The sequence below is a fragment of the Rhodococcus sp. ENV425 genome, from assembly GCF_002887785.1.
Lineage (GTDB): Bacteria > Actinomycetota > Actinomycetes > Mycobacteriales > Mycobacteriaceae > Rhodococcus > Rhodococcus aetherivorans.
In genome coordinates, this window is sequence record NZ_PCZU01000158.1 from 46,580 (window position 1) to 64,818 (window position 18,239).

Consider the following 18,239-nt stretch of genomic DNA (forward strand, 5'->3'; position numbering starts at 1 on the left):
CGCCGATCCCGCGGCGCCGTTGACGGCGCAGGTGATCCGTGTCGCCGGGGACGCCTACGTCGGGCGCATCAGCCTGGTGCGGGTGTTCTCCGGAACGCTGCGCCCCGACACGACGATCCGGCTGGCCGGGTCCGCCGGCGACGACACCACCGAACGCGTCGCGACCCTCACCAGCCCGTTCGGCCGGCAACAGCGACCGGTGCCCGAGGCCGTCGCCGGCGATCTGGTGTGCATCGCCAAGCTCGTCACCGCCCAGCCCGGCGACACCCTCTCCGAAGCGGGGGCATCGACCCTGCTGGACCGCTGGCCGCTGCCCGAGCCGCTGCTGCCCGTGGCCGTCGAGGCCCACAGCCGCAGCGACGACGACAAGCTCTCGCAGGCCCTCTCCCGGCTGACCGCCGAGGACCCCGCCCTGCGTCTCGAGCAGAACCCCGACACCCACCAACTCGTGCTGTGGTGCACGGGCGAGGCCCACGCCGAGGTCGTCCTCGACCGGCTGCGCACCCGCCACGGCGTGAACGTCGACGCCGTCCCGTACCGGGTGGCGCTGCGCGAGACGTTCGCGGCCCCCGCCAAGGGCCACGGCCGCCTCGTCAAACAGTCCGGCGGCCACGGCCAGTACGCGGTGTGCGACGTCGAGGTCGAACCGCTGCCCATCGGCGGCGGCATCGAATTCGCCGAACGCGTCGTCGGCGGCGCCGTGCCCAGGCAGTTCTTCCCGTCCGTCGAGAAGGGCGTGCGTGCGCAGGCCGCCAAGGGTGTGGCCACCGGAAACCCGCTCATCGACGTCCGCGTCACCCTCGTCGACGGCAAGGCACACTCGGTGGACTCCTCCGACGCCGCGTTCCAGACCGCGGCCGGGCTGGCGCTGCGCGACGCCGCCACCCACACCGAGGTCAAGCTGCTCGAACCCGTCGCCGCGGTGCGGGTGATCCTGCCCGAGGAGTACCTCGGCGCCGTCCTCGGCGACCTGTCCGCCCGGCGCGGCCGGGTCCTCGGCACCGAGAGCGCCGAGCCGGGCAGGACCCTGCTACGCGCGGAGGTCCCCGAGCTCGAACTCGCCCGCTACCCGGTCGATCTGCGATCGCTCACCCAGGGCACCGCCGAGTTCGCCCGGATGCACCTGCGCTACGAGGCGATGCCCGCCGCGGTGGCGGCGCAGTTCACCGGCGGCCAGGAGACGGCCACGTCGAACGGCAAGTCCCGCAGCGGAAGCCGGTAACGCGTCCGGCGACGGATCCTCACTCCCGCAGCAGCAGCGACGCCAGTTCCGCCGGGCGGGCGAGGGCGGGCAGGTGCCCGCTGTCGATCACCTCGGGCTCCACGCCCAGCCGCTCGCGAGCGAGGCGCTCGATCAGCGGCAACGGGAACAACCGATCGTGACGGCCCGCGATCACCCGCACCGGCACGTCCGGCCACCGCGGCGCCCGCCACGCCGGCTCGAACGCCGCCTCCGACATGCCCGGCTGCTCGTGCGCGAAGGCCTCGTCGACCACGTCGGCGGGCACGTCGTGGAAGAACAGCCCGCGCGGATCCAGCGGCGCGTCCGGATCGCGCCCCTCGGCGACGTCCTGCGCGCGCTTCGCCTCGGCCTGCCCCACCGCCGACCACCACTGCCCCGGCGACTCGCCCGGCGCCGGAATCATCGGGGCCACCAGGATCAGCCCGTCGACGGGCATCCGCTCGGCGGCGATCGCCGCGGTGAACGCGGACATCGACTGCGCGACCAAGGTCGGCGGCCGCGCGACGTCACGGCCGGCCGCCACCACGACGTCGGCGAAGGTGTACTGGTCGGCGCCGGGATCGGTGTACGGCAGGTCGACCGGGACGACCTCGTGCCCACACTCGCGCAGCAGCGGCACCACCCGGTGCCAGTACCACGAGTCCGAGCCGGCCCCCGGCAGCAGGACGAAGGCACGGGTCATGGCATCGGGCATCGGCGGCTCCCGGTCGGTGACGACACGGCCCGGTCAGTCCGGCGCCTCGTCGCCCGTCACGATCGGCTTCTGCTCCTCGCGGTCCGAGACGCTGCCCTCGACGCCCTCCTCCTCGCGCTCGGACTCGACCCGCTTCTCCATGTCGTCCACCAGGTTCTCCAGGTCTTCCCGGGTGACCGGGGCGGGGCGGTCGGTGGCCTCCACGGGCTCTTCGCGCTCATCGCGCTCATCCGGACTTCCCACGGTGTGACGTCCTTTCGATGTCGGCCGGCGTCCGCCGGTTCGGCCCTCTCGCAGTACCCGGTCTCCCGCACCCCGAAACGGCGCGGGCGGTCGCCGGGCGCAGATCACATCGTCGGAAAGGACTCCGAGGGGCGCTCCCCCTCGTCGTACACCGTCTCGGGCGAGCCGATGATCAGCGGATCCGGGGTGCGAACCACGCGCGGATCCTTGCCGGTGTAGTCGAAGCGGTGCAGCACCCACTTCATGGCCTCGATCCGCGAACGCTTCTTGTCGTTCGCCTTGACGATGGTCCACGGCGCGTGCGGGGTGTCGGTGTAGAACAGCATCGCCTCCTTCGCCTCGGTGTACGCGTCCCACTTGTCGAGGCTCGCGAGGTCCGTCGGCGAGAGTTTCCACTGCTTGACCGGATCGGTGCTGCGCGCGACGAACCGCGCGTGCTGCTCCTCGCGGCCCACCGAGAACCAGAACTTGACCAGATGGATCCCCGACTGCACCAGCATCCGCTCGAATTCCGGTGCGGAGCGGGTGAATTCGCGATACTCGTTCGGGGTGCAGTAGCCCATCACCCGTTCGACGCCGGCCCGGTTGTACCAGGACCGGTCCATCAGCACGATCTCCCCGCCGGCCGGCAGGTGCTCGACGTAGCGCTGGAAGTACCACTGCGTGCGTTCACGCTCGGTGGGCTTCTCGAGCGCCATCACCCGCGCGCCGCGGGGATTGAGGTGCTCGGTGAACCGCTTGATGGCCCCACCCTTGCCGGCCGCGTCGCGGCCCTCGAAGATGATGACGATCTTCTCGTCGTACTCCTTGACCCAGGCCTGCAGCTTGAGCAGTTCGATCTGCAGCCTGCGTTTGCGGGCCTCGTACTGCCGCCGTGTCATCTTCGTGTCGTACGGATACCCGTGCCGCCACGGTTCGTCGACGTCGGCGACCAGGTTCTCGCGGCCCGACTTGCGCAGCAGCTCGCCGATTTCGTCGATCTCCGGGGTGACGTCGACCTGGCCGTCCGACGCGAGTTCGAACGGCTCGCCGTTCTCGTTCAACTCGTCCACTCCGTGAGATTACCGCCGGTCCCCGCACCCCGCGGTTCGATCGGGTGTGCGACCCGCTGCACATTCGCCCGTTCCCGGCCCCACCCTGTAGGCTTCGGGTATCGATGGGCATCTCGCGTCGAGCCTCCCGCTCGATGGGCCCCGATTGGAACATCTTTCCGGCTGATTCGCGGCCGACCAAGGAGCGTCCTGTGACGCACACACCGCCTCCACATCCCGGCACCCGCCGGGATGCGCCGGCACGGGCGGGAACGCAGCCGTTCCCCGAGCCCACACGCACCCCGCGGCTGCTGCTGCGACCTGCCGGGGCGCCCACGTCGTCCGTCGACGGCGCATGGTTTCCCTGGACCTCGAACATCACCTCGGAGCTGCACGACCTGATCTCGGCGCTCGCCCCGCGGCTCGGGTCCGTCTCCCGGATCGCGTTCGAATGGAATGCGGTCAGCTCCGCTCAGCGACGCATCGACGACGTCGACGGCATCGAGATCACCGGTCCGATTCCCGGACAGCCGGCGAACCTGATGTATCTGTTCGGCGAGAACGACACGCGGATCGCGCTGACGCTCGTCGATCCCCACACCGATCCGGACCGCGCCTACGAGATCATGCGAACAGTCACCGATGCGCCCGGCGACCACTGACCCTTCCCTCCCCGATCACTCCACAGAACAGGACACCATGCAGCACCACGAGTACCCGATCTTCCTTCAGCCCGGCAAGCCCGCCGAGCCGGACACCACCGCCGACCTCGAGGCGGACACCCGGCGTCACGGACCGTACGACTACTCCGGCCTCTTCTCCGCACCGAACTGAGCGCCCGCCGCCGCTTTCATGATCGAACAGCACGCGTTCCGACGATGCAGGGTTCACACTGAGGTCCGATGATGTTGTCATCCTGCCGACCCTGGGAGCTGCGATGCGCCGTCTTTCGATCCTCGCCGTGAGCGCATTCGTGGTGGTGGCCGCGGCCTGCGGCTCCGACACCGGCACCGAGGACTCCGCGACGACGACCACCCGCGCGCCCGACGCGGCCCAGGCCGAGAAGTTCCAGACCGCGCTCGACGACGTGCGCAACGACTTCAAGTTCCCCGGCGTCGTCGCGCGGGTGATCACCGCCGACTACGAGTGGACCGGCAGTTCCGGGACCGCAGGCCAGGACTCCACCGAGCCCCCGACCGCCTCCGACCACACGCGCATCGGCAGCATCACCAAGACGTTCACCGTCACCGCGGTGCTCCAGCTGATGCAGGACGGCAAGCTGTCCCTCGACGACCCCATCGGCAAGTACGTGCCGGGCCTGCCCAACGGCGACACCGCCACCCTGCGCCAGCTCGCCGACATGACCAGCGGCATCCCCAGCTACACCTTCGACGAGAACTTCCAGAACCAGCTCTTCGGCGACCCGACCAAGCCCTGGACTCCCGAGCAGCTGCTCGACATCGTGCGTGGAGCGCCGCCGAACTTCCCGCCCGGGGAGAAGTGGGAGTACTCGAACTCGAACCTCATCGCCCTCGGCCTGGTCGTCGAGCAGGTCAGCGGGCAGAGCCTGGGCGACTACATCACCGGGAAGATCATCGAGCCGCTCGGGATGCGGGAGACCTCCTTCCCCGACACCGCCGAGATCCCCTCCCCCCACCTCGAAGGCATCACCGAGCAGGGCCAGCCGGAGGGACAGACCACCGACCCCACCAACTGGGATCCCTCGTGGGCATGGGCCGCCGGGGCGATGATCTCCACCCTCGACGACCTGCAGATCTGGGCGAAGGCCATCGGCACCGGCGAGGGGCTCTACGACCAGCAGACCCAGGACGTGCGCATGTCGTCGTTCCTGTACGGGCTGCCACCGAACACCGCGACCGCGGCGTACGGGCTCGGGCTCGGCGACGCCGACGGCTGGCTCAGCCACACCGGCGAGCTGCCCGGTTTCAACACCTACTTCGGCTACGACAAGAACACCCAGGACATCATCCTCGTGGCCGTCAACAGCGACATCCCCAATGCCCAGAACCAGAACCCCGCCCCCGCCGTGGTGCAGAAGCTGCAGGCCGCGCTCGCCGGATCCTGACCGGGACGAGGCCGTGGCGGCCCTCACGTCGGCCGGATCCGGCGTGATCCGCCGTTATCGTGGGTGAGGTGACTGCACCACTCCTCGCCGCCATACCGGCCGACGCCGCCGTCCCGACCGAGGGCCTCGCCGGCTGGGCGCTGTCCCTCATGGACCGGCTCGGCGGCGTCGGAGCGGGGATCGCGATCGCGCTGGAGAACTTCTTCCCGCCGCTGCCCAGCGAGGTCATCCTGCCGCTGGCCGGCTTCGCCGCGAGCCTGGGCAGCTTCACCCTCTTCGGGGCGCTGTTCTGGACCACCCTCGGCTCGCTCGCCGGCGCCCTCGGCCTCTACGCGGCCGGGCGCGGCGTCGGACCGGACCGCATCCGCCGGATCGTCGACAGGCTCCCCCTCGTCGACGTCGCGGACCTCGACCGCACCACCGCATGGTTCGAGCGGCACGGCAGCAAGGCCGTGTTCTTCGGCCGGATGGTCCCGCTGTTCCGCAGCCTCATCTCCATCCCCGCCGGCGTCACCCGCATGCCCGCGTGGCGATTCGTGCTGTTCACCACCGCCGGCAGCCTCGTCTGGAACACGATCTTCGTCCTCGCCGGCTACGGGCTGGGAGCGAACTGGGCGCGGGTCGAGCCGTACGCGTCGGTGTTCCAGAACATCGTGATCGCCGCCGTCGTCCTGTTCCTCGGCTACGCCATCGTCAAGCGTGTCCGGAAGCGTCGCGCGCAGAGCGGTGCGAGCTGACCACGACACTGCGCCCGGGCGGGATCAGAACATGACGCCGGCGAACGGCGCCGATGCCGTCGCGAACAGCTGCTCGACCACCGGGAGCGCCTCGTCGTCGAGCACCCGCACCAGGCCGGCGACCTCCAGCTGATGCCACCGGGTCCCGCCGAGCAGCGTCGCGGCGAGCGCGGACACGTCCACCTCGAGCTGCGCCGGCTCGTCCACCCGCTCGGCCCCCGCCGCCGAGATCCGATAGGTCCCGGTGTTCTCCGGGAGACGCTCGTCGATCACGGCCAGCCGCACCTCTCCGGTGCCGGCGTAGGTCCGCGCACGCAGCGCGGCCGGCACGTCGACGATGCGCAGCCACGTCTCGTCGCCGGCACTGCGCAAGCGCACCGCGCGCGAGTCCGTCAGCAGCCACGGCAGCGGATCGTCCTGCGGGAGCGCGGCGAAGACGAACGTGTCGACGAGATCGAGGTTCAGCAGGAACCGGAGCAGGCCCAGGTAGGCGGTGCGGGTCGGGGCGAAGAAGTCCTCGACGACGACCGTCCGATCCCGGCTGCCGAACCACATGTCGGTGCCGATCGGCCGGTACCGGGCAAAGCCCGTCTCCGCGCCCGGCTCACCGTGCACCGCGACGTACCGGGGCTCGCGGTCCCCGACGATCCGGTGCTCCTGCGACCGCCACCACGGCGGGATGCGATCGATGCTTCCGGGCCGCGACGACGGATTGGCGTCGGCAATGCGCGACAGCAGGTCCCACGCGTGGTGCGGATCGACGAGCCGCACCGGTTCGCCCTCGCCCACCGACGGACGCAGCACCGCCCGCCGCACGTCGAGCTCGACGGTGTGCGTCGTCGTGGCGACGCCGTACCCGAAGCGGCCGTAGATCGTCGCCTCGGAGGCCCGCAGCGACGTCACCACCTCACCCCGGTCCTGGGCATCGCTCAGCTGACGACGCATCAACGCCGAGAGCACACCCCGCCGCGTGTGCGTGGGCAGCACGCCGACGTGCGTCACGGCGGCGTGCGGAACCCGCCGGCCGCCGGGCAGCACCATGCCACTCGACGCCGACTCCACCGTGCCGACCATCTGCCCGTCGACGAACGCCCCGAGGGTGCGGCCCTGTTCGCGCTGGGTGAGGATCTGTCCCGGCTCGAGCGGATTCGGCGCCGGCATCCCGATCATCGCGGTACGGAACAGCTTCGCCGCCGTCAGCAGCTCGGCTTCGGTGTCCAGGACTCGAATCTCCGGCATTACCGCAGCATACGGGGATCACGGCGACGGGACCGCCCAGACGTGCCCTCCGCCCGGGCCCGCCGTTCATCGAAACACCGCCGCCACCCCACCGAACAACAGGACACCGACCAGCAGCGACGGGACCGCGACGCTGGAGATGGCCAACCCCGTGCCGAATCGACGGACCGGCCCGCGGAACGCCGTCAGCAATCCCCCACCGACGAGTGGACCGAGGTACGGCCACGCTGCGTCGCCGCCGGCAACGCCGAGAGGGACCGACACCCCGCACCCCAGTCCGCACAGCGCCCCGACGAAGCTCTCCGGGCCGAACCAGTCGATGCGATTGGTCCACCACGACTCACGGCTCACCACGACAACAACCACACGACACAGAGAACTACCGCGGCCCCACCGACTCCGAGCGCAATGCCGCGGTCACGTTCGGCGCGTGAGCGCGCCAGCACGGCAGCGACGGCACCCATGAGTGCGGCGACGACAGCGAGGATCCACCCTTCCGTCGGGTTCGCCCGATGGTCGATCGTGCCGATCGCGGCGACAATCCCGACGAACAACGACGCTCCGCCGGCTGCGGCAAACGGCAGGGACCACGTGGCGGCCTCCCAGAAGCCGATCCGATCGAGCCGTTGTGAAAGCCCAGGCGGGAGGACCGGCCGAATCATCGGACGACCACCACACGAAGCGCATCCTCCGTACCACCGAGCCGCGTGGGCTGGTGCGGATCCGCATCGGGACGTGTCCCCGCCTCGTAAGGCGGCAACTGAGCGTACGCAGACCTGAAACGCTCGAACGCTTCCGTTCCGACCCCGATCGAATGATGGAACGGAAGGTTGATGAGCGGACCGTATTCGCTGCCACTGTCGGCAGGGTCGATCGTGACAGTTTCCGTACCGCCCATGGGCGTATCCCGATAGACCTCGAGCGCCGGGTAATCCGTGATCACACCGTCGACAGCAATTCCTTCCGGCCGCGGCGATACCACGATGTCACCGTTGACCGTATGCGTTGGCGTCGACACATCCGGAGCGAGAGGGTTTCTCGCGTGGTACTGGATCCGAACGGCACCGTCGGTCGCCTGCTGGACGTCTACGGTCGGCACACCGACCCGCACGTCACCGTCGACCGACACCGAAGGATTCTGACGGGCGATCACCATGCCGTTCTCGTAGTCGACGTAGATCGCGACTCGTGTGTCCTCGACGTCGAATCGGGGATCCTCGGACCGATGGTCACCCAGATCCTGCGGCAGGTTCACCACCGTTTCGGACGGGATGTAGAGCCCGATCCGCACTACGCCCTGACCCGGCACGGGTTCGATCCGACCCGCGACGACCTCCGGCCCGACTCCCGCGTACTTCTCGGCGAAGCTGTTCGCCACAAGGATGTACGCCGTCGCCCAGTCCACCGGGTCGAGCGGGAACCGACCTGTGAGTCGTTCGAATGCATCGGCGGCATCCGCACGCCGCTCGTCGCCGGAGTCTGCCCCCGGGGCAGGCGCGGGTCCGGCGAACACCACGTCCGCCGGAAACCGAACCTCGTCCGATTGCATCGCGGAGAGCGACTCGAGCGCTCTCCGCATCGCCGTTGCCACCCGCGCGTCTTCGTCGCCCAGTACGGTCAACGCGCGGACAATTTCCGTCTCGTGTCGGCTCGCGACTTCATTCGAGGCTCCGGCCACATCGACCGCCGAGACACGCCCATCGTTCGCAACCCGAAACCCCTCACATTCCGCCAACGCGATGGCATGCACTACGTACGATCGCGCGGCCTCGATGCTCGAGGCTCCGCGGTGAGCAACATCGACACAACGTTCGAGAGCTCCTGCCGCGCGATTCGCCGCATCCACGAATCGCTGCATCCTGGTGCGTTCGTGATCGCCGGCTGCTCCTCGCCAAAACCGGTGCGAGTCGTCGAAGTCGCGCTCCACGTCGCGCTTACGCCGGTCGATTTCGTCACCAAGTTCCTCCCATGCAGCTGCGATCACGACCAGCGAAGCGGTGTCCCAGCGTTGGGCCTGCTCTCTCGTCGCCGGACTCACACTCTGCCCCGCAGGTCGCGCAATGCGTCGGCCGACGCACGATCCACCTCCGAATACGAATCCGCAGCAGCATCAGCCCTCATCGCCACGTCGCGCAGACGAGCGGCCAATCGGGACATCGATGCGACCACGGCTGTCCACACCTCTTCACATGCAATCGCGGTACCCGATCCGGAAAGCAGATCCCCGACTTCCGACCTGTCGGTGCATTTCTCCAGTGCGGCAACGGCGTCCGCAGTCCTTGCTGCAAGCAACCGGAGTTCTTCCGGCACGACGAAAACGCTCTCCCCCATGCAGTTGCCCCCTGTGTCCCCAACCTGCCCGATGCACCTTACACAGAAGGACCGCCCCTACTTACGACTGTCGGATGACCCGATGCCGAAAACCTGACGACTTCCGCGGCAACGCTCACCGAGTCGGCAGACTCCCGGTCGTCCCGCCCATCAGTCGCCAGTGCCTCGCGTTCGAGCGGTGGCGTTCCCATGCCGTCGGCGCGCTACAGTACCCGGGCCGATGGACATCATGGGGGGATTTCATGGCCGGGGAACTTCGTCTGGATCCGCAGACGATCGACGAGATCGTCGCGATCTGCGACACCATGCTCGGAACGCTGAAAGACGCGGCTGAGAAGGCTGGCAATCTGTCCGATGCGCCCAGCTTCGGTGGCTTCGCGTCGGCCGAGGCTCTCCGCGCCGGATTCGTGCGCAAGGCCCAGGGCACACCCGAATCGCTCTACGAACGGCTCGAACAGTTCTATGTGGTGCTCAAGGACATGCGGGACCTGTTCGCCGCCGGTGGCGAGGGTTTCCTTGCCGCCGAGTACGACTGGGTGCAGCGTCTGCACGGCGCAAGTTTGGACGAGCAGTGACCGGCCGCCGCACCGCCGGTGGCCTGCTCGCTGTCGGGGTGCTCGCCGGCTGCGCGGTGCCTTCACACTCCGCCATCACTACGAGCGAGCCGCCGACCCCCGTGACCACCACGACACGCGTGCCGCGCCTGGTCGACGAATCCGATCGACCGCTCGTCGCCTTCGACCCCTGCCTCGACATTCCCGACGACGTGCTCACCGCCGCCGGCTACGACCCGAGAACCGAGGACAATGCGGACTTCGCCGCCACGCATTTCACGATGCTCGGCTGCTCCTACGACGGCATCGTGCACATCCCCGGAATCCTGGCCAACTATGGTCTGTCCGTACTGTCCGCCAACTTCGACTTCGAGGAGGAGCGGCAGAAGGCCACCGGCAACGGTGATGACATGGTGCTCACGGAACTCGCCGGCCGGAGAGCACTGTTGAAGACCAATACGTCCCTGCCGTACCGATGCGGCATGAGCGTCGAAACGTCATATGGGGTGCTCATATTCGGCCGAATCCACTTCCGCGACAGCAGCGCTCCCCTGCCGGAATCACAGTGGTGCGTCGGCCTGGAGGACACCGTCGGTCGGATCGTCGCGGTTCTCGACGACTTCGAATCGACGTCGCGCTGAACGGCATTCGCATCCGCATGATTCAGGCAGAGAGCACCACCTTTGTGTCGGTGCCCCGCGCTACGGTCGATCACACTGGAGGAACCACAGAGGAGGCGGCCGGTGAACGACAGCACGGACGTCCCGGAGATCAACACCTGGGACGGAATGATCGACTGGCTCGTCGACTCGTTCACCGACAAGCCGACGGGTCTCGTCATCGACCTGGGACCGAGCGGCTACGTCGTTCCGCGCGACTACGACGAGGACGACGACGAAAGCCCGGTGGTGTGCGCGCAGGTACACGTGCTGGCAGACGGTGTGCTGATGGTCCGCCGCTCCCGGACCGTCCTCGGCCGGCTGCGGCTGGACACTCACGCTGTGGAGGGGCTCGAGCTCGACCGGTGGTTCTTCGACGGTCACTTCGACGACTGCACCGAGGGCTACCTCTTCACCCGCGACGTAGTCTTGGCCGCCGACGCGTGCGTTTCGTGGTTCCGCGACAGCCCGGACGCACCCCCGCTCGACGAACTGGGATGCGAGTACGAGTTCCCCGACACGCTTCCGATCGGCACGTGGCCCCCAGCGTGATCCCTGCGGCTCGTTCCGGTCACCTGTGCCGCTGTCCGAGCAGACGCTCGAGGCCCGTCTGACCGACGATCGAGATCCTCTGCCCGAGCCGCAGGCGTTCCCGCACCGCGTACAGCTTGCGTCCCTCGGACTCGTTCAGCCCATTGCGGACGTCCCCTCGCACGAGCAGCGTGGTCGAGTCGCCGACGGCATCCTGCACGTGTCCGCCGGCGCGCCGGACGAGCTCCGCGGCCTCGTTCCGGGTCCATCGCTGGAGCTTGCCGGTGAAGACCACCCGATGGCCCTCCAATGACGCGGGGCCCCGTCCCGACCGCATGTTGACTTTCGCCAGCGTCGTCAATGCCTCACCTGCGTCGAGTGCGTCGACATACTTCTTCGCCTTGGCGGCCGTCGCGTGCCAGATCCAGCACTTCAGATCGTCCGGCGCCGTCAGAGTTCGCAGTTGCTTCACGTCACGTGCCGTCCAGATCTCGCCACTCAGCAGGGTGCACGCGAGGAGTCCCAGTTGGAACACGTCGTCGCCGGGACCCCAGTTGTGGTGGACCCACACCGCGTCCGGAACGAAGTCGGGCGTGAAAGCGGTCACCTTCGCCTTGCGGGGATCGAGTGTCATCCGGGAAATACCGAAGTCGCCGAGGACGAGCCGTCCACCCCGGAGGAAGACGTTCTGGGGTGTGATGTCGCGGTGCGTGATGCCGACGTTGTGCATCGTCGCAAGCAATTTCAGTAGGGCACCGACCTCCGTGCGCACGCGCGACGGACTCCACCCGCGACCGTTCGCCTCGACGAGGTCGGCGACGGTTCCATCCGGCATGTATTCGAACACGAGCAGGTGCAGGCGCCGTCGCCCGCCACGACCGGCGGCAACGACGAACGAGTCGTGTAGCGCGACGGCCCGGTCGTTGCCGTGGAGCAATCGACCGAAGAACGCCTCCCCGTGCCAATCGTCGATGTTGTGACACACTTTGACGCACACTCTCCGGACCCGACGACCCGAGTTCCGCGCGAGGCGGTAGGCCAGGTAGGTCTCACCAAATCCGCCCTCGCCGATCCGCTCGCAGAGCTCGTAGCGAATCCCGTCATCGTTGACCACGGATCCGCCGACCTCGAGTCGTCCCACCCCGCCTCCCGCCCGTCGGTCCCGACAGCGACGATATCGAAGGAAGGCGCCCCATCGTCTTGTCCCCGCGTCCGAGGAGCTTCGCCGAGATGTGGATGAGCAACCGGATCGAGCGCGCACCAGGCTCGTCAGCGCGTGGAGGTCTGCCTCGAGTCACTCGACAACCACCCGGCGTGTCCTGTCCAGACCGGCGCTGCCTCCCCGGAGGTTCGAAACGGCGATGCCCAGCAACCACGCCCCCGAGGCCGCTGCGCTCCGCCCAGTGAGACACGCAAGAGTGCTCGGAGCGGTGAGCGAAAGACCGAGTAGTGAGCCCTACGTCATGCTGCTCGTTCGAACCAGTCGATCGCGAGCTCGGCGACCTCGGTTGGAGCGTCGTCGGTGATGAAGTGCGCTGCGTCGTCGACGTAGGCGAACTCGATGCGATCGGCGTACCGCCCCGGATTGCGGCAGATGCGCCCCAGCTGTTCGTTCCACGGGCGGTTTTGGCGGCCGAACACGACGAGGGTCGGCACCGTGAGCCTCCGACGTCGGTAGACCCCCCGTGCCATGCGCACGGCTTCGGGCAGCACCATGCCACGCAGGAGCGGACGCACCGCGCCGTCGATGTCGGGGCGGTGCATCGGGGCGAGGTGCGCTTCGACGGTTTCCTCCGACATCGGGCGGGCAACGTACGCCTGGGAGAAGGTTCCGCGCAGTGAGGCGCCCGGGCGGTGCCAGACCAACGAGGGCAGGTGCCGGAAGCCTGGCAGGACCTTCGGGCTGAACGTCAGGAAGGCCGGGGGCACGGCGAGTTGCACTGCCGTGCGAACCCGCTCGGGGTGGTCGTAGGTCAGCTGCACTGCGGTCAGGACGCCCATGTCGTGGGCGACGAGGTGGGTGCGCTCGATGTGGAGGACGTCGAAGAGGGCGAGCAGGTCGCGGAGCCTGGTTTCGCGCTCGACACGCGGATCGTCCGCCACGGTCCAGCCGGCCCCGCGCAAGTCGGGGCAGATGACCCGGTAGCCGCAGGCCGCGATGACCGGAGCTATGGCGTGCCATTGCCACCAGTGCTCGGGAAATCCGTGCAACAGCACGACCGGCTCACCTTCGCCGATGGCGGCGACGTGAGTATGCAGTCCGGGCGTCTCCACGACGAGATGGTCGAAGCCGGACGCCTCGGGCAGCGGCGGCGACCAGGCCGAGGCGGGCGTGGGCACGGCGACCCCCTTCGCACGGTGGAGATACCACGTTCATAGTGGACCTCTCGGAAAGGGTGTGTCCATGCCGGCGGCTACCCGGGAGCGCGGACTCGAGGCAAGGGCGAAGGGACAGGAGGGCGTCCCTGTGGGCGGACAGCTGATCTCCCTGCTGCGGACAGCTGATCTCCCTCTCCGCGGTCAGGTGATCTCCTCGAGCTGGTTCCCCACCCGTCGGGCGCTCCTCGGCGGAATCGACGACTGGATCGCCGAACGCGAGCGCGCCGACCTCGAGCCAGCCTCACGCGGTGACGGTGGAACGGTTCCGGCCGCCCCTGGCCCTGTTCGCGGTCGACGCCCCCGAGCGTGACATGAGAATCGTGAAGCGGATGTTCAGGATGCGGCACGCGCGGTGACTGCCGAATTTGGTGGTCGGCCGCACTCAGCGCTCGCGTTGTTCCTGGGACGATCAATTCCATTCACAAGCTACGCCGTCGTCGTCCCGATCGAGTTCAGGTCTATAGCCCGCCTGACCGCGCAAGAGCGGTGCAACGCCGGTATCGCGGGCAGCGTCGCAATTCTTGTAATAGGCGAACGATTCAGGCGCCGGCGGTGGTGGGGTGTACTCGGGCGTGTTCACCGGTGGGGCGGGCACGTACGTCGTGGTCTCCGACGGCATGTACTCGGGGGGCGGCGGCCTGAACACGGTGGTCGTCGGTACAGAGCTCGATGACACGATCTCCGACGGTGTGCGAATTGCCTCTGGCGAAGTCTGCTGTGTCGTGGCCGCCGAGGAGAGTTCACGAGTAGTCGTCGTGGATGACACTTGCGGCGGTTCTACCGGGCGGTCGGAGTTCGAGCTGTTCACGCCGGCCAACACGCTTCCTCCGACAACAATGAACATCACCACACCGACCGCCACGAGCCCCCTGTTTGCACGTTGATTCGCTGGGGTCTTCCGCGTCCTCCGCTCTGGCACCGCCTCTGCCAACTTCGACAAGCGGGCAAAAGTCGCGGCACCGACAGACTTGGCGACCGCAAGTAGCAGTCTCCTAGCTTGCTCCGCTTCATGCCTCTCCCAGACCTTCATCGTCTGGTCTCGGGGATCGGTAGGCCGCTCATGACGAGACTCGGCCTTCTTCTGCGAAGGCCACGACGGAGGCGCCACCGTATCGGGCGCGCAGAGTCCTACCTTGTTGCGCTCAGTGACGCGACCGGCACGATCGATCTCGAACAATTGGATCCGATGCGTTCTTGCATAGTCGACAGCCGTTGGTCCGTAGCCGTTGATCGCAAAGTACGCTCGCGCCTCGGCCGTACCTATATCGCGATCCATGTAGAAGCTCGTCAGTTCGGATCGGCTGACGGGGGCGGCACGAACAGTTACCTTCGCAACCAACCCCGGTGCCCGAATATTCATGCGGCTCGATCCACCGCCGGCAGTCGGGACGAACCCGAGAGACCTCAGGTAGCGCTCAGCGATGGCTTTCGCCTCTGATGGCGTCATGCTCTCGGCCATAATGCCCTCGCCGGTCCTACTTCAAGATCATCGATGCGAAAGCGCATTCACGCTGATTCACTCATTGAGGTAATCGTTCGGTACGAATAGGCCATTACGCACCGGCAGACGTACAGCAGACGGTCGTGGGCCGTCTCCCCCTGGACGGGCTTCGCCAACCTCGCGCTTTCACGGTGGTTCGTGAGTGCAGGATGTCGCAGACAAAGAATGACGCCCTGAACTGCGAGGTTATGGCTTGCCCAGGGTCATGTCGGAGCAGTTCGAGGAGCACCTTTCAGATGAGCAAGCCTTCTCCTCCTGTCCCGTCTGTCGACAACCCTCGCCGATCTGCTCGCAGAGTTCGTAGCGGATCCCGTCATCGTTGACCACGGATTCGCGGATCTCGAGTTGTCCCCCACCGTCTCCCGCCTGCCGGTCCCGACAGCGACGATATCGAAGGAAGGCGCCTGATCGCCTGTTCCCGGGTCGGAGGTTCTTCGCAAAGACGTGGATGAGCAACCGGAATCGGACGCGCGCCAGGCTCGTCAGTGCGTGCGGGTCCGCCTCGAGTCCCTCGACTGTCAGGACACGGTCGTCGGTCGACGGCGTATAGGGTGCCGACCATGAGCCCCGCGAGCCTGGACCCGCTCGACGTCGCAGGCCGCGTCGTGCAGTTGCTCGAAACAGGTCGACGGGAATCCACCTACAAGCTTGCGACAGTCATGGCCTTGGTGGACATCTGCGTCGAGAACACGCCCGCGCCCGACGGCAGCCTCGCGGTTCCGATCGACGAGATCACCCACCGGATCGTCGCCTACTACTGGCAGCAGGTGCGGCCGTTTCAGCAGCATGGTCCACTCGCTCAGGTGAAGAGGGGCCGCTCGATGCCGGATCGAATTGCCGAGGCGCGGAACGACTTGATCCGTGAGGGATTGCGCACCGCAGAGGCAGCTCGCGCCGCTTCGCATCCCTCCTATCAGGCCTTGGTGCGCTCGCTGCGGAAAACCGTCGCGCAATACCCGCTCACACACCTGCAGACGGTTCTACATACCCGCATACGCGACGACTTCCTGTTCGATGCTTCCGCGTTCCGCAAGAAGATGACGGTCGCCGACGTCAACCGGGTCGCAATGATCGTCCTACGTCCGGGCGTCCCCGAGGGTCTGCGACGCACCTCGACGTTGCTGCGGGCATTCGTGCGCTCACTGTGGGCGCAGGACGTAATAGCCTTGAACCGTACCGAGCTCGACGCAGAGGACCTCGACGGCTTTCTGTTCGGTGCCGACCGCGTCGCCTTGCGAGCTCTCGTCGATCCACTCCGCGATCTACAGGGTGATAGGTGCTTCTACTGCGCGACCCGCATGCGCGACGATGTGCAGATCGATCACGTCGTGCCGTGGTCCCTCGTCCCGATCGACGGCGTCGCGAATCTCGTCGCAGCCGACACTCGCTGCAATCTTGACAAGTCCGCTAGCGTGCCGGTCCGGATGCATATTCGGCGGGCACTGGACCGTGCCCATCTCGATGATGTCGCTGCCGGCACGAAGATGCCGGTGCTTTTTCGGCGAACAGCCTCGGCGGCTGAGGGCATGTACGGATCGTTGCCCGTCGGGTCCCTGCTGTGGCGGCAGGTGCAGGACTACGAGCTTCACACGGGTTGAGGACGACACGAGACGGACCGTGGTTGCGGTCCCCACCGTTATCCGTTTGGTCCAATAGCGGAATGACAGACGCGCCCCTGCCCGAGGAGTTGTCCACTGCGATTGCCGCGATTCGCCGCATGGCACCGGAAGGCGTGCAGGAACACTGGGTCGATGTGGGAGGCGTCAGGTACCCACCCAAGCAGGTATGGGGAATTTTGAGTGGTCGCCCGCGCTCCGGCTACAACACCCATCACGCCCTGTCACAGCTTGGCAAGATCGGTTTCGAGACGAGCGTGTACCGGCCGCACGGAGCCCAGCAGAACGAGCTCGATTCCGCCGAGACCTCGGTCGACACCAGCACGGCGGCATCCGGAACCGATTCGGAAGCGAATGACGGGAATGACGGGGGCACCGGCATGACCACACCCGGAACTTGGCGAATCAGCGACGGCTCGCGGGTGGCATTCGCCGACGCTCGGGCGGCGTGGGCGGTGGCCGCCCAGGGCATTCTCGAGCGCACTGCGCGGCGATACAACGGATTCATCACCTACGTGGATCTGGCCGAACAAGTCCAAGAAGAAGCCGGCATTCGCACCCGAATACAGATGCGCAATTGGATCGGAAAGGTCCTCGGAGTAGTAGTCGACGAATGCGCACGTCGCGGCGAGCCCCCGCTCACGGCACTCTGCGTCAAGCAGGACCACACCGTCGGCGACGGTTACCGCTACGTCCTCGAGACCGCCAGTAAGCCCATTCCCGATGACCTCGATCATCACGCCGCCTGGGCCCGGCTCGAGTGCTACCGCGCCTATGCCGACAACCTGCCCGCGGACGGTGGAGAACCCACGCTCACGCCCAAGGTGGCGGCCACGCGGTCCGCAGCGGCTCGCCGGGAAGCGTCGACAGGACACACCCAAACCGATTTCTGCCCGGTACACCGCACGGCTCTTCCGGCTACCGGTCGATGCGACTACTGCGATTAAGCAACCGACAACGGGGACGACATCGTGCCCACCCAACTGGCGGTACGATGCGCGCTGCCCGAGACCAACTCGCCCCTGCCGTACCGATGTGGAATGAGCGTCGAACGGCTAACGGAGTCTTGATATTCGGCCGCGTCCACTTTCGCGACCGGAACGTTCCCCTGCCGGAATCCCAGTAGTGCACCGGCATCGAAGACACCGTCGCGCGCATCGTCGCCGCACTCGACGAGTTCGAGTCACGCAACCGCTGAAAGGCCCTCACAGCCGCTCGGCCGTCAGTCATCCGCTCCTGCAATTGCACGAGCGGATGACTGCGAGGTGCGCGGATAATGTTCTGCGCCTCAGCCTCCCGCCGCCGGCAGCAGATGTCCCATCCGCCGTCGTTTGGCTTCGAGGTAACGCACGTTCGCCGGGGCCCTGCCGACGTGCAGCGGCACCCGCCCCGACA

General features: G+C 67.4%; 21 protein-coding genes. 10 read left to right on the top strand and 11 right to left on the bottom strand.

Annotated elements, in window-relative coordinates:
- Positions 1 to 1,222, top strand: a 1,222-nt coding sequence (locus CQZ88_RS30985) for an EF-Tu/IF-2/RF-3 family GTPase (protein WP_258008580.1), incomplete at its 5' end; no start/stop codon positions are given.
- A gap of 19 nt (positions 1,223 to 1,241) precedes the next feature.
- Here CQZ88_RS30985 and CQZ88_RS13180 read toward each other — a convergent pair.
- The 3 genes from CQZ88_RS13180 to ppk2 form a co-directional block, all read right to left on the bottom strand.
- On the bottom strand, positions 1,242 to 1,937 hold the full coding sequence (locus tag CQZ88_RS13180) for an alpha/beta fold hydrolase (RefSeq protein ID WP_102799853.1): 696 nt from the start codon (positions 1,935 to 1,937) through the stop codon (positions 1,242 to 1,244).
- Positions 1,938 to 1,970: 33 nt separating this feature from the next.
- Positions 1,971 to 2,180, bottom strand: coding sequence for a hypothetical protein (locus tag CQZ88_RS29540; RefSeq protein ID WP_044476108.1), 210 nt, complete (start codon positions 2,178 to 2,180; stop codon positions 1,971 to 1,973).
- 104 nt (positions 2,181 to 2,284) lie between these two features.
- Positions 2,285 to 3,232 (bottom strand): polyphosphate kinase 2, encoded by a 948-nt coding sequence (gene ppk2, locus CQZ88_RS13185; RefSeq protein ID WP_006939479.1) that lies wholly within the window; start codon positions 3,230 to 3,232, stop codon positions 2,285 to 2,287.
- 191 nt (positions 3,233 to 3,423) lie between these two features.
- Between ppk2 and CQZ88_RS13190 the strand changes: the two genes are divergently transcribed.
- The 4 genes from CQZ88_RS13190 to CQZ88_RS13200 all read left to right on the top strand — a co-directional run bounded on the left by CQZ88_RS13190 (position 3,424) and on the right by CQZ88_RS13200 (position 6,034).
- Positions 3,424 to 3,873 carry a DUF5994 family protein gene (locus tag CQZ88_RS13190; protein WP_102799854.1) on the top strand — a complete coding sequence of 150 codons (450 nt, stop codon included), beginning with the start codon at positions 3,424 to 3,426 and terminating at the stop codon, positions 3,871 to 3,873.
- A 37-nt stretch (positions 3,874 to 3,910) separates the two neighbouring features.
- Complete coding sequence (locus tag CQZ88_RS30990; protein WP_006939481.1) at positions 3,911 to 4,045, top strand: hypothetical protein; 135 nt, start codon at positions 3,911 to 3,913, stop codon at positions 4,043 to 4,045.
- A 103-nt stretch (positions 4,046 to 4,148) separates the two neighbouring features.
- The gene (locus tag CQZ88_RS13195; RefSeq protein ID WP_065922738.1) at positions 4,149 to 5,297 is read left to right on the top strand and encodes a serine hydrolase; all 1,149 of its coding nucleotides are present in this window, start codon (positions 4,149 to 4,151) and stop codon (positions 5,295 to 5,297) included.
- 56 nt (positions 5,298 to 5,353) lie between these two features.
- Positions 5,354 to 6,034: a DedA family protein gene (locus CQZ88_RS13200; protein WP_044476109.1), complete on the top strand. Its 681-nt coding sequence runs from the start codon at positions 5,354 to 5,356 to the stop codon at positions 6,032 to 6,034.
- Positions 6,035 to 6,058: 24 nt separating this feature from the next.
- On the opposite strand, the gene CQZ88_RS13205 is transcribed toward CQZ88_RS13200, so the two are convergent.
- From CQZ88_RS13205 to CQZ88_RS13225, 5 genes are all read right to left on the bottom strand, one after another.
- Positions 6,059 to 7,273: a GNAT family N-acetyltransferase gene (locus tag CQZ88_RS13205; protein WP_006939485.1), complete on the bottom strand. Its 1,215-nt coding sequence runs from the start codon at positions 7,271 to 7,273 to the stop codon at positions 6,059 to 6,061.
- A 66-nt stretch (positions 7,274 to 7,339) separates the two neighbouring features.
- Positions 7,340 to 7,627 (bottom strand): hypothetical protein, encoded by a 288-nt coding sequence (locus CQZ88_RS13210; protein ID WP_251550770.1) that lies wholly within the window; start codon positions 7,625 to 7,627, stop codon positions 7,340 to 7,342.
- Positions 7,621 to 7,827, bottom strand: a complete 207-nt coding sequence (locus CQZ88_RS13215; protein WP_251550767.1) for a hypothetical protein — start codon at positions 7,825 to 7,827, stop codon at positions 7,621 to 7,623. The genes CQZ88_RS13210 and CQZ88_RS13215 overlap by 7 nt, the downstream gene beginning before the upstream one ends.
- A 104-nt stretch (positions 7,828 to 7,931) precedes the next feature.
- Positions 7,932 to 9,311, bottom strand: coding sequence for a WXG100 family type VII secretion target (locus tag CQZ88_RS13220; protein ID WP_251550765.1), 1,380 nt, complete (start codon positions 9,309 to 9,311; stop codon positions 7,932 to 7,934).
- Positions 9,308 to 9,604: a type VII secretion target gene (locus CQZ88_RS13225; protein WP_102799857.1), complete on the bottom strand. Its 297-nt coding sequence runs from the start codon at positions 9,602 to 9,604 to the stop codon at positions 9,308 to 9,310. The genes CQZ88_RS13220 and CQZ88_RS13225 overlap by 4 nt, the downstream gene beginning before the upstream one ends.
- A gap of 242 nt (positions 9,605 to 9,846) precedes the next feature.
- On the opposite strand from CQZ88_RS13225, the gene CQZ88_RS13230 reads away from it, so the two are divergent.
- From CQZ88_RS13230 to CQZ88_RS13240, 3 genes are all read left to right on the top strand, one after another.
- Positions 9,847 to 10,179 carry a hypothetical protein gene (locus CQZ88_RS13230; protein ID WP_102799858.1) on the top strand — a complete coding sequence of 111 codons (333 nt, stop codon included), beginning with the start codon at positions 9,847 to 9,849 and terminating at the stop codon, positions 10,177 to 10,179.
- Positions 10,176 to 10,799 carry a DUF3558 domain-containing protein gene (locus tag CQZ88_RS13235; RefSeq protein ID WP_102799859.1) on the top strand — a complete coding sequence of 208 codons (624 nt, stop codon included), beginning with the start codon at positions 10,176 to 10,178 and terminating at the stop codon, positions 10,797 to 10,799. Before CQZ88_RS13230 ends, CQZ88_RS13235 begins: the two co-directional genes overlap by 4 nt.
- 102 nt (positions 10,800 to 10,901) lie before the next feature.
- The gene (locus CQZ88_RS13240) at positions 10,902 to 11,369 is read left to right on the top strand and encodes a hypothetical protein (RefSeq protein WP_040275812.1); all 468 of its coding nucleotides are present in this window, start codon (positions 10,902 to 10,904) and stop codon (positions 11,367 to 11,369) included.
- Positions 11,370 to 11,388: 19 nt separating this feature from the next.
- Here CQZ88_RS13240 and CQZ88_RS13245 read toward each other — a convergent pair whose 3' ends face one another.
- The 3 genes from CQZ88_RS13245 to CQZ88_RS13260 all read right to left on the bottom strand — a co-directional run bounded on the left by CQZ88_RS13245 (position 11,389) and on the right by CQZ88_RS13260 (position 15,174).
- The gene (locus tag CQZ88_RS13245; RefSeq protein WP_102799860.1) at positions 11,389 to 12,489 is read right to left on the bottom strand and encodes a protein kinase; all 1,101 of its coding nucleotides are present in this window, start codon (positions 12,487 to 12,489) and stop codon (positions 11,389 to 11,391) included.
- A 320-nt stretch (positions 12,490 to 12,809) separates the two neighbouring features.
- Positions 12,810 to 13,688, bottom strand: coding sequence for an alpha/beta fold hydrolase (locus CQZ88_RS13250; protein ID WP_102799861.1), 879 nt, complete (start codon positions 13,686 to 13,688; stop codon positions 12,810 to 12,812).
- A gap of 448 nt (positions 13,689 to 14,136) precedes the next feature.
- Positions 14,137 to 15,174, bottom strand: a complete 1,038-nt coding sequence (locus CQZ88_RS13260) for an excalibur calcium-binding domain-containing protein (protein WP_251550763.1) — start codon at positions 15,172 to 15,174, stop codon at positions 14,137 to 14,139.
- A 614-nt stretch (positions 15,175 to 15,788) separates the two neighbouring features.
- On the opposite strand from CQZ88_RS13260, the gene CQZ88_RS13265 reads away from it, so the two are divergent.
- Together CQZ88_RS13265 and CQZ88_RS13270 are read left to right on the top strand one after the other, a co-directional pair.
- Positions 15,789 to 16,826 (top strand): HNH endonuclease, encoded by a 1,038-nt coding sequence (locus CQZ88_RS13265; RefSeq protein ID WP_102799874.1) that lies wholly within the window; start codon positions 15,789 to 15,791, stop codon positions 16,824 to 16,826.
- A gap of 62 nt (positions 16,827 to 16,888) precedes the next feature.
- Positions 16,889 to 17,791, top strand: a complete 903-nt coding sequence (locus CQZ88_RS13270; RefSeq protein WP_146034302.1) for a hypothetical protein — start codon at positions 16,889 to 16,891, stop codon at positions 17,789 to 17,791.
- The last annotated feature ends 448 nt before the right edge of the window (positions 17,792 to 18,239 follow it).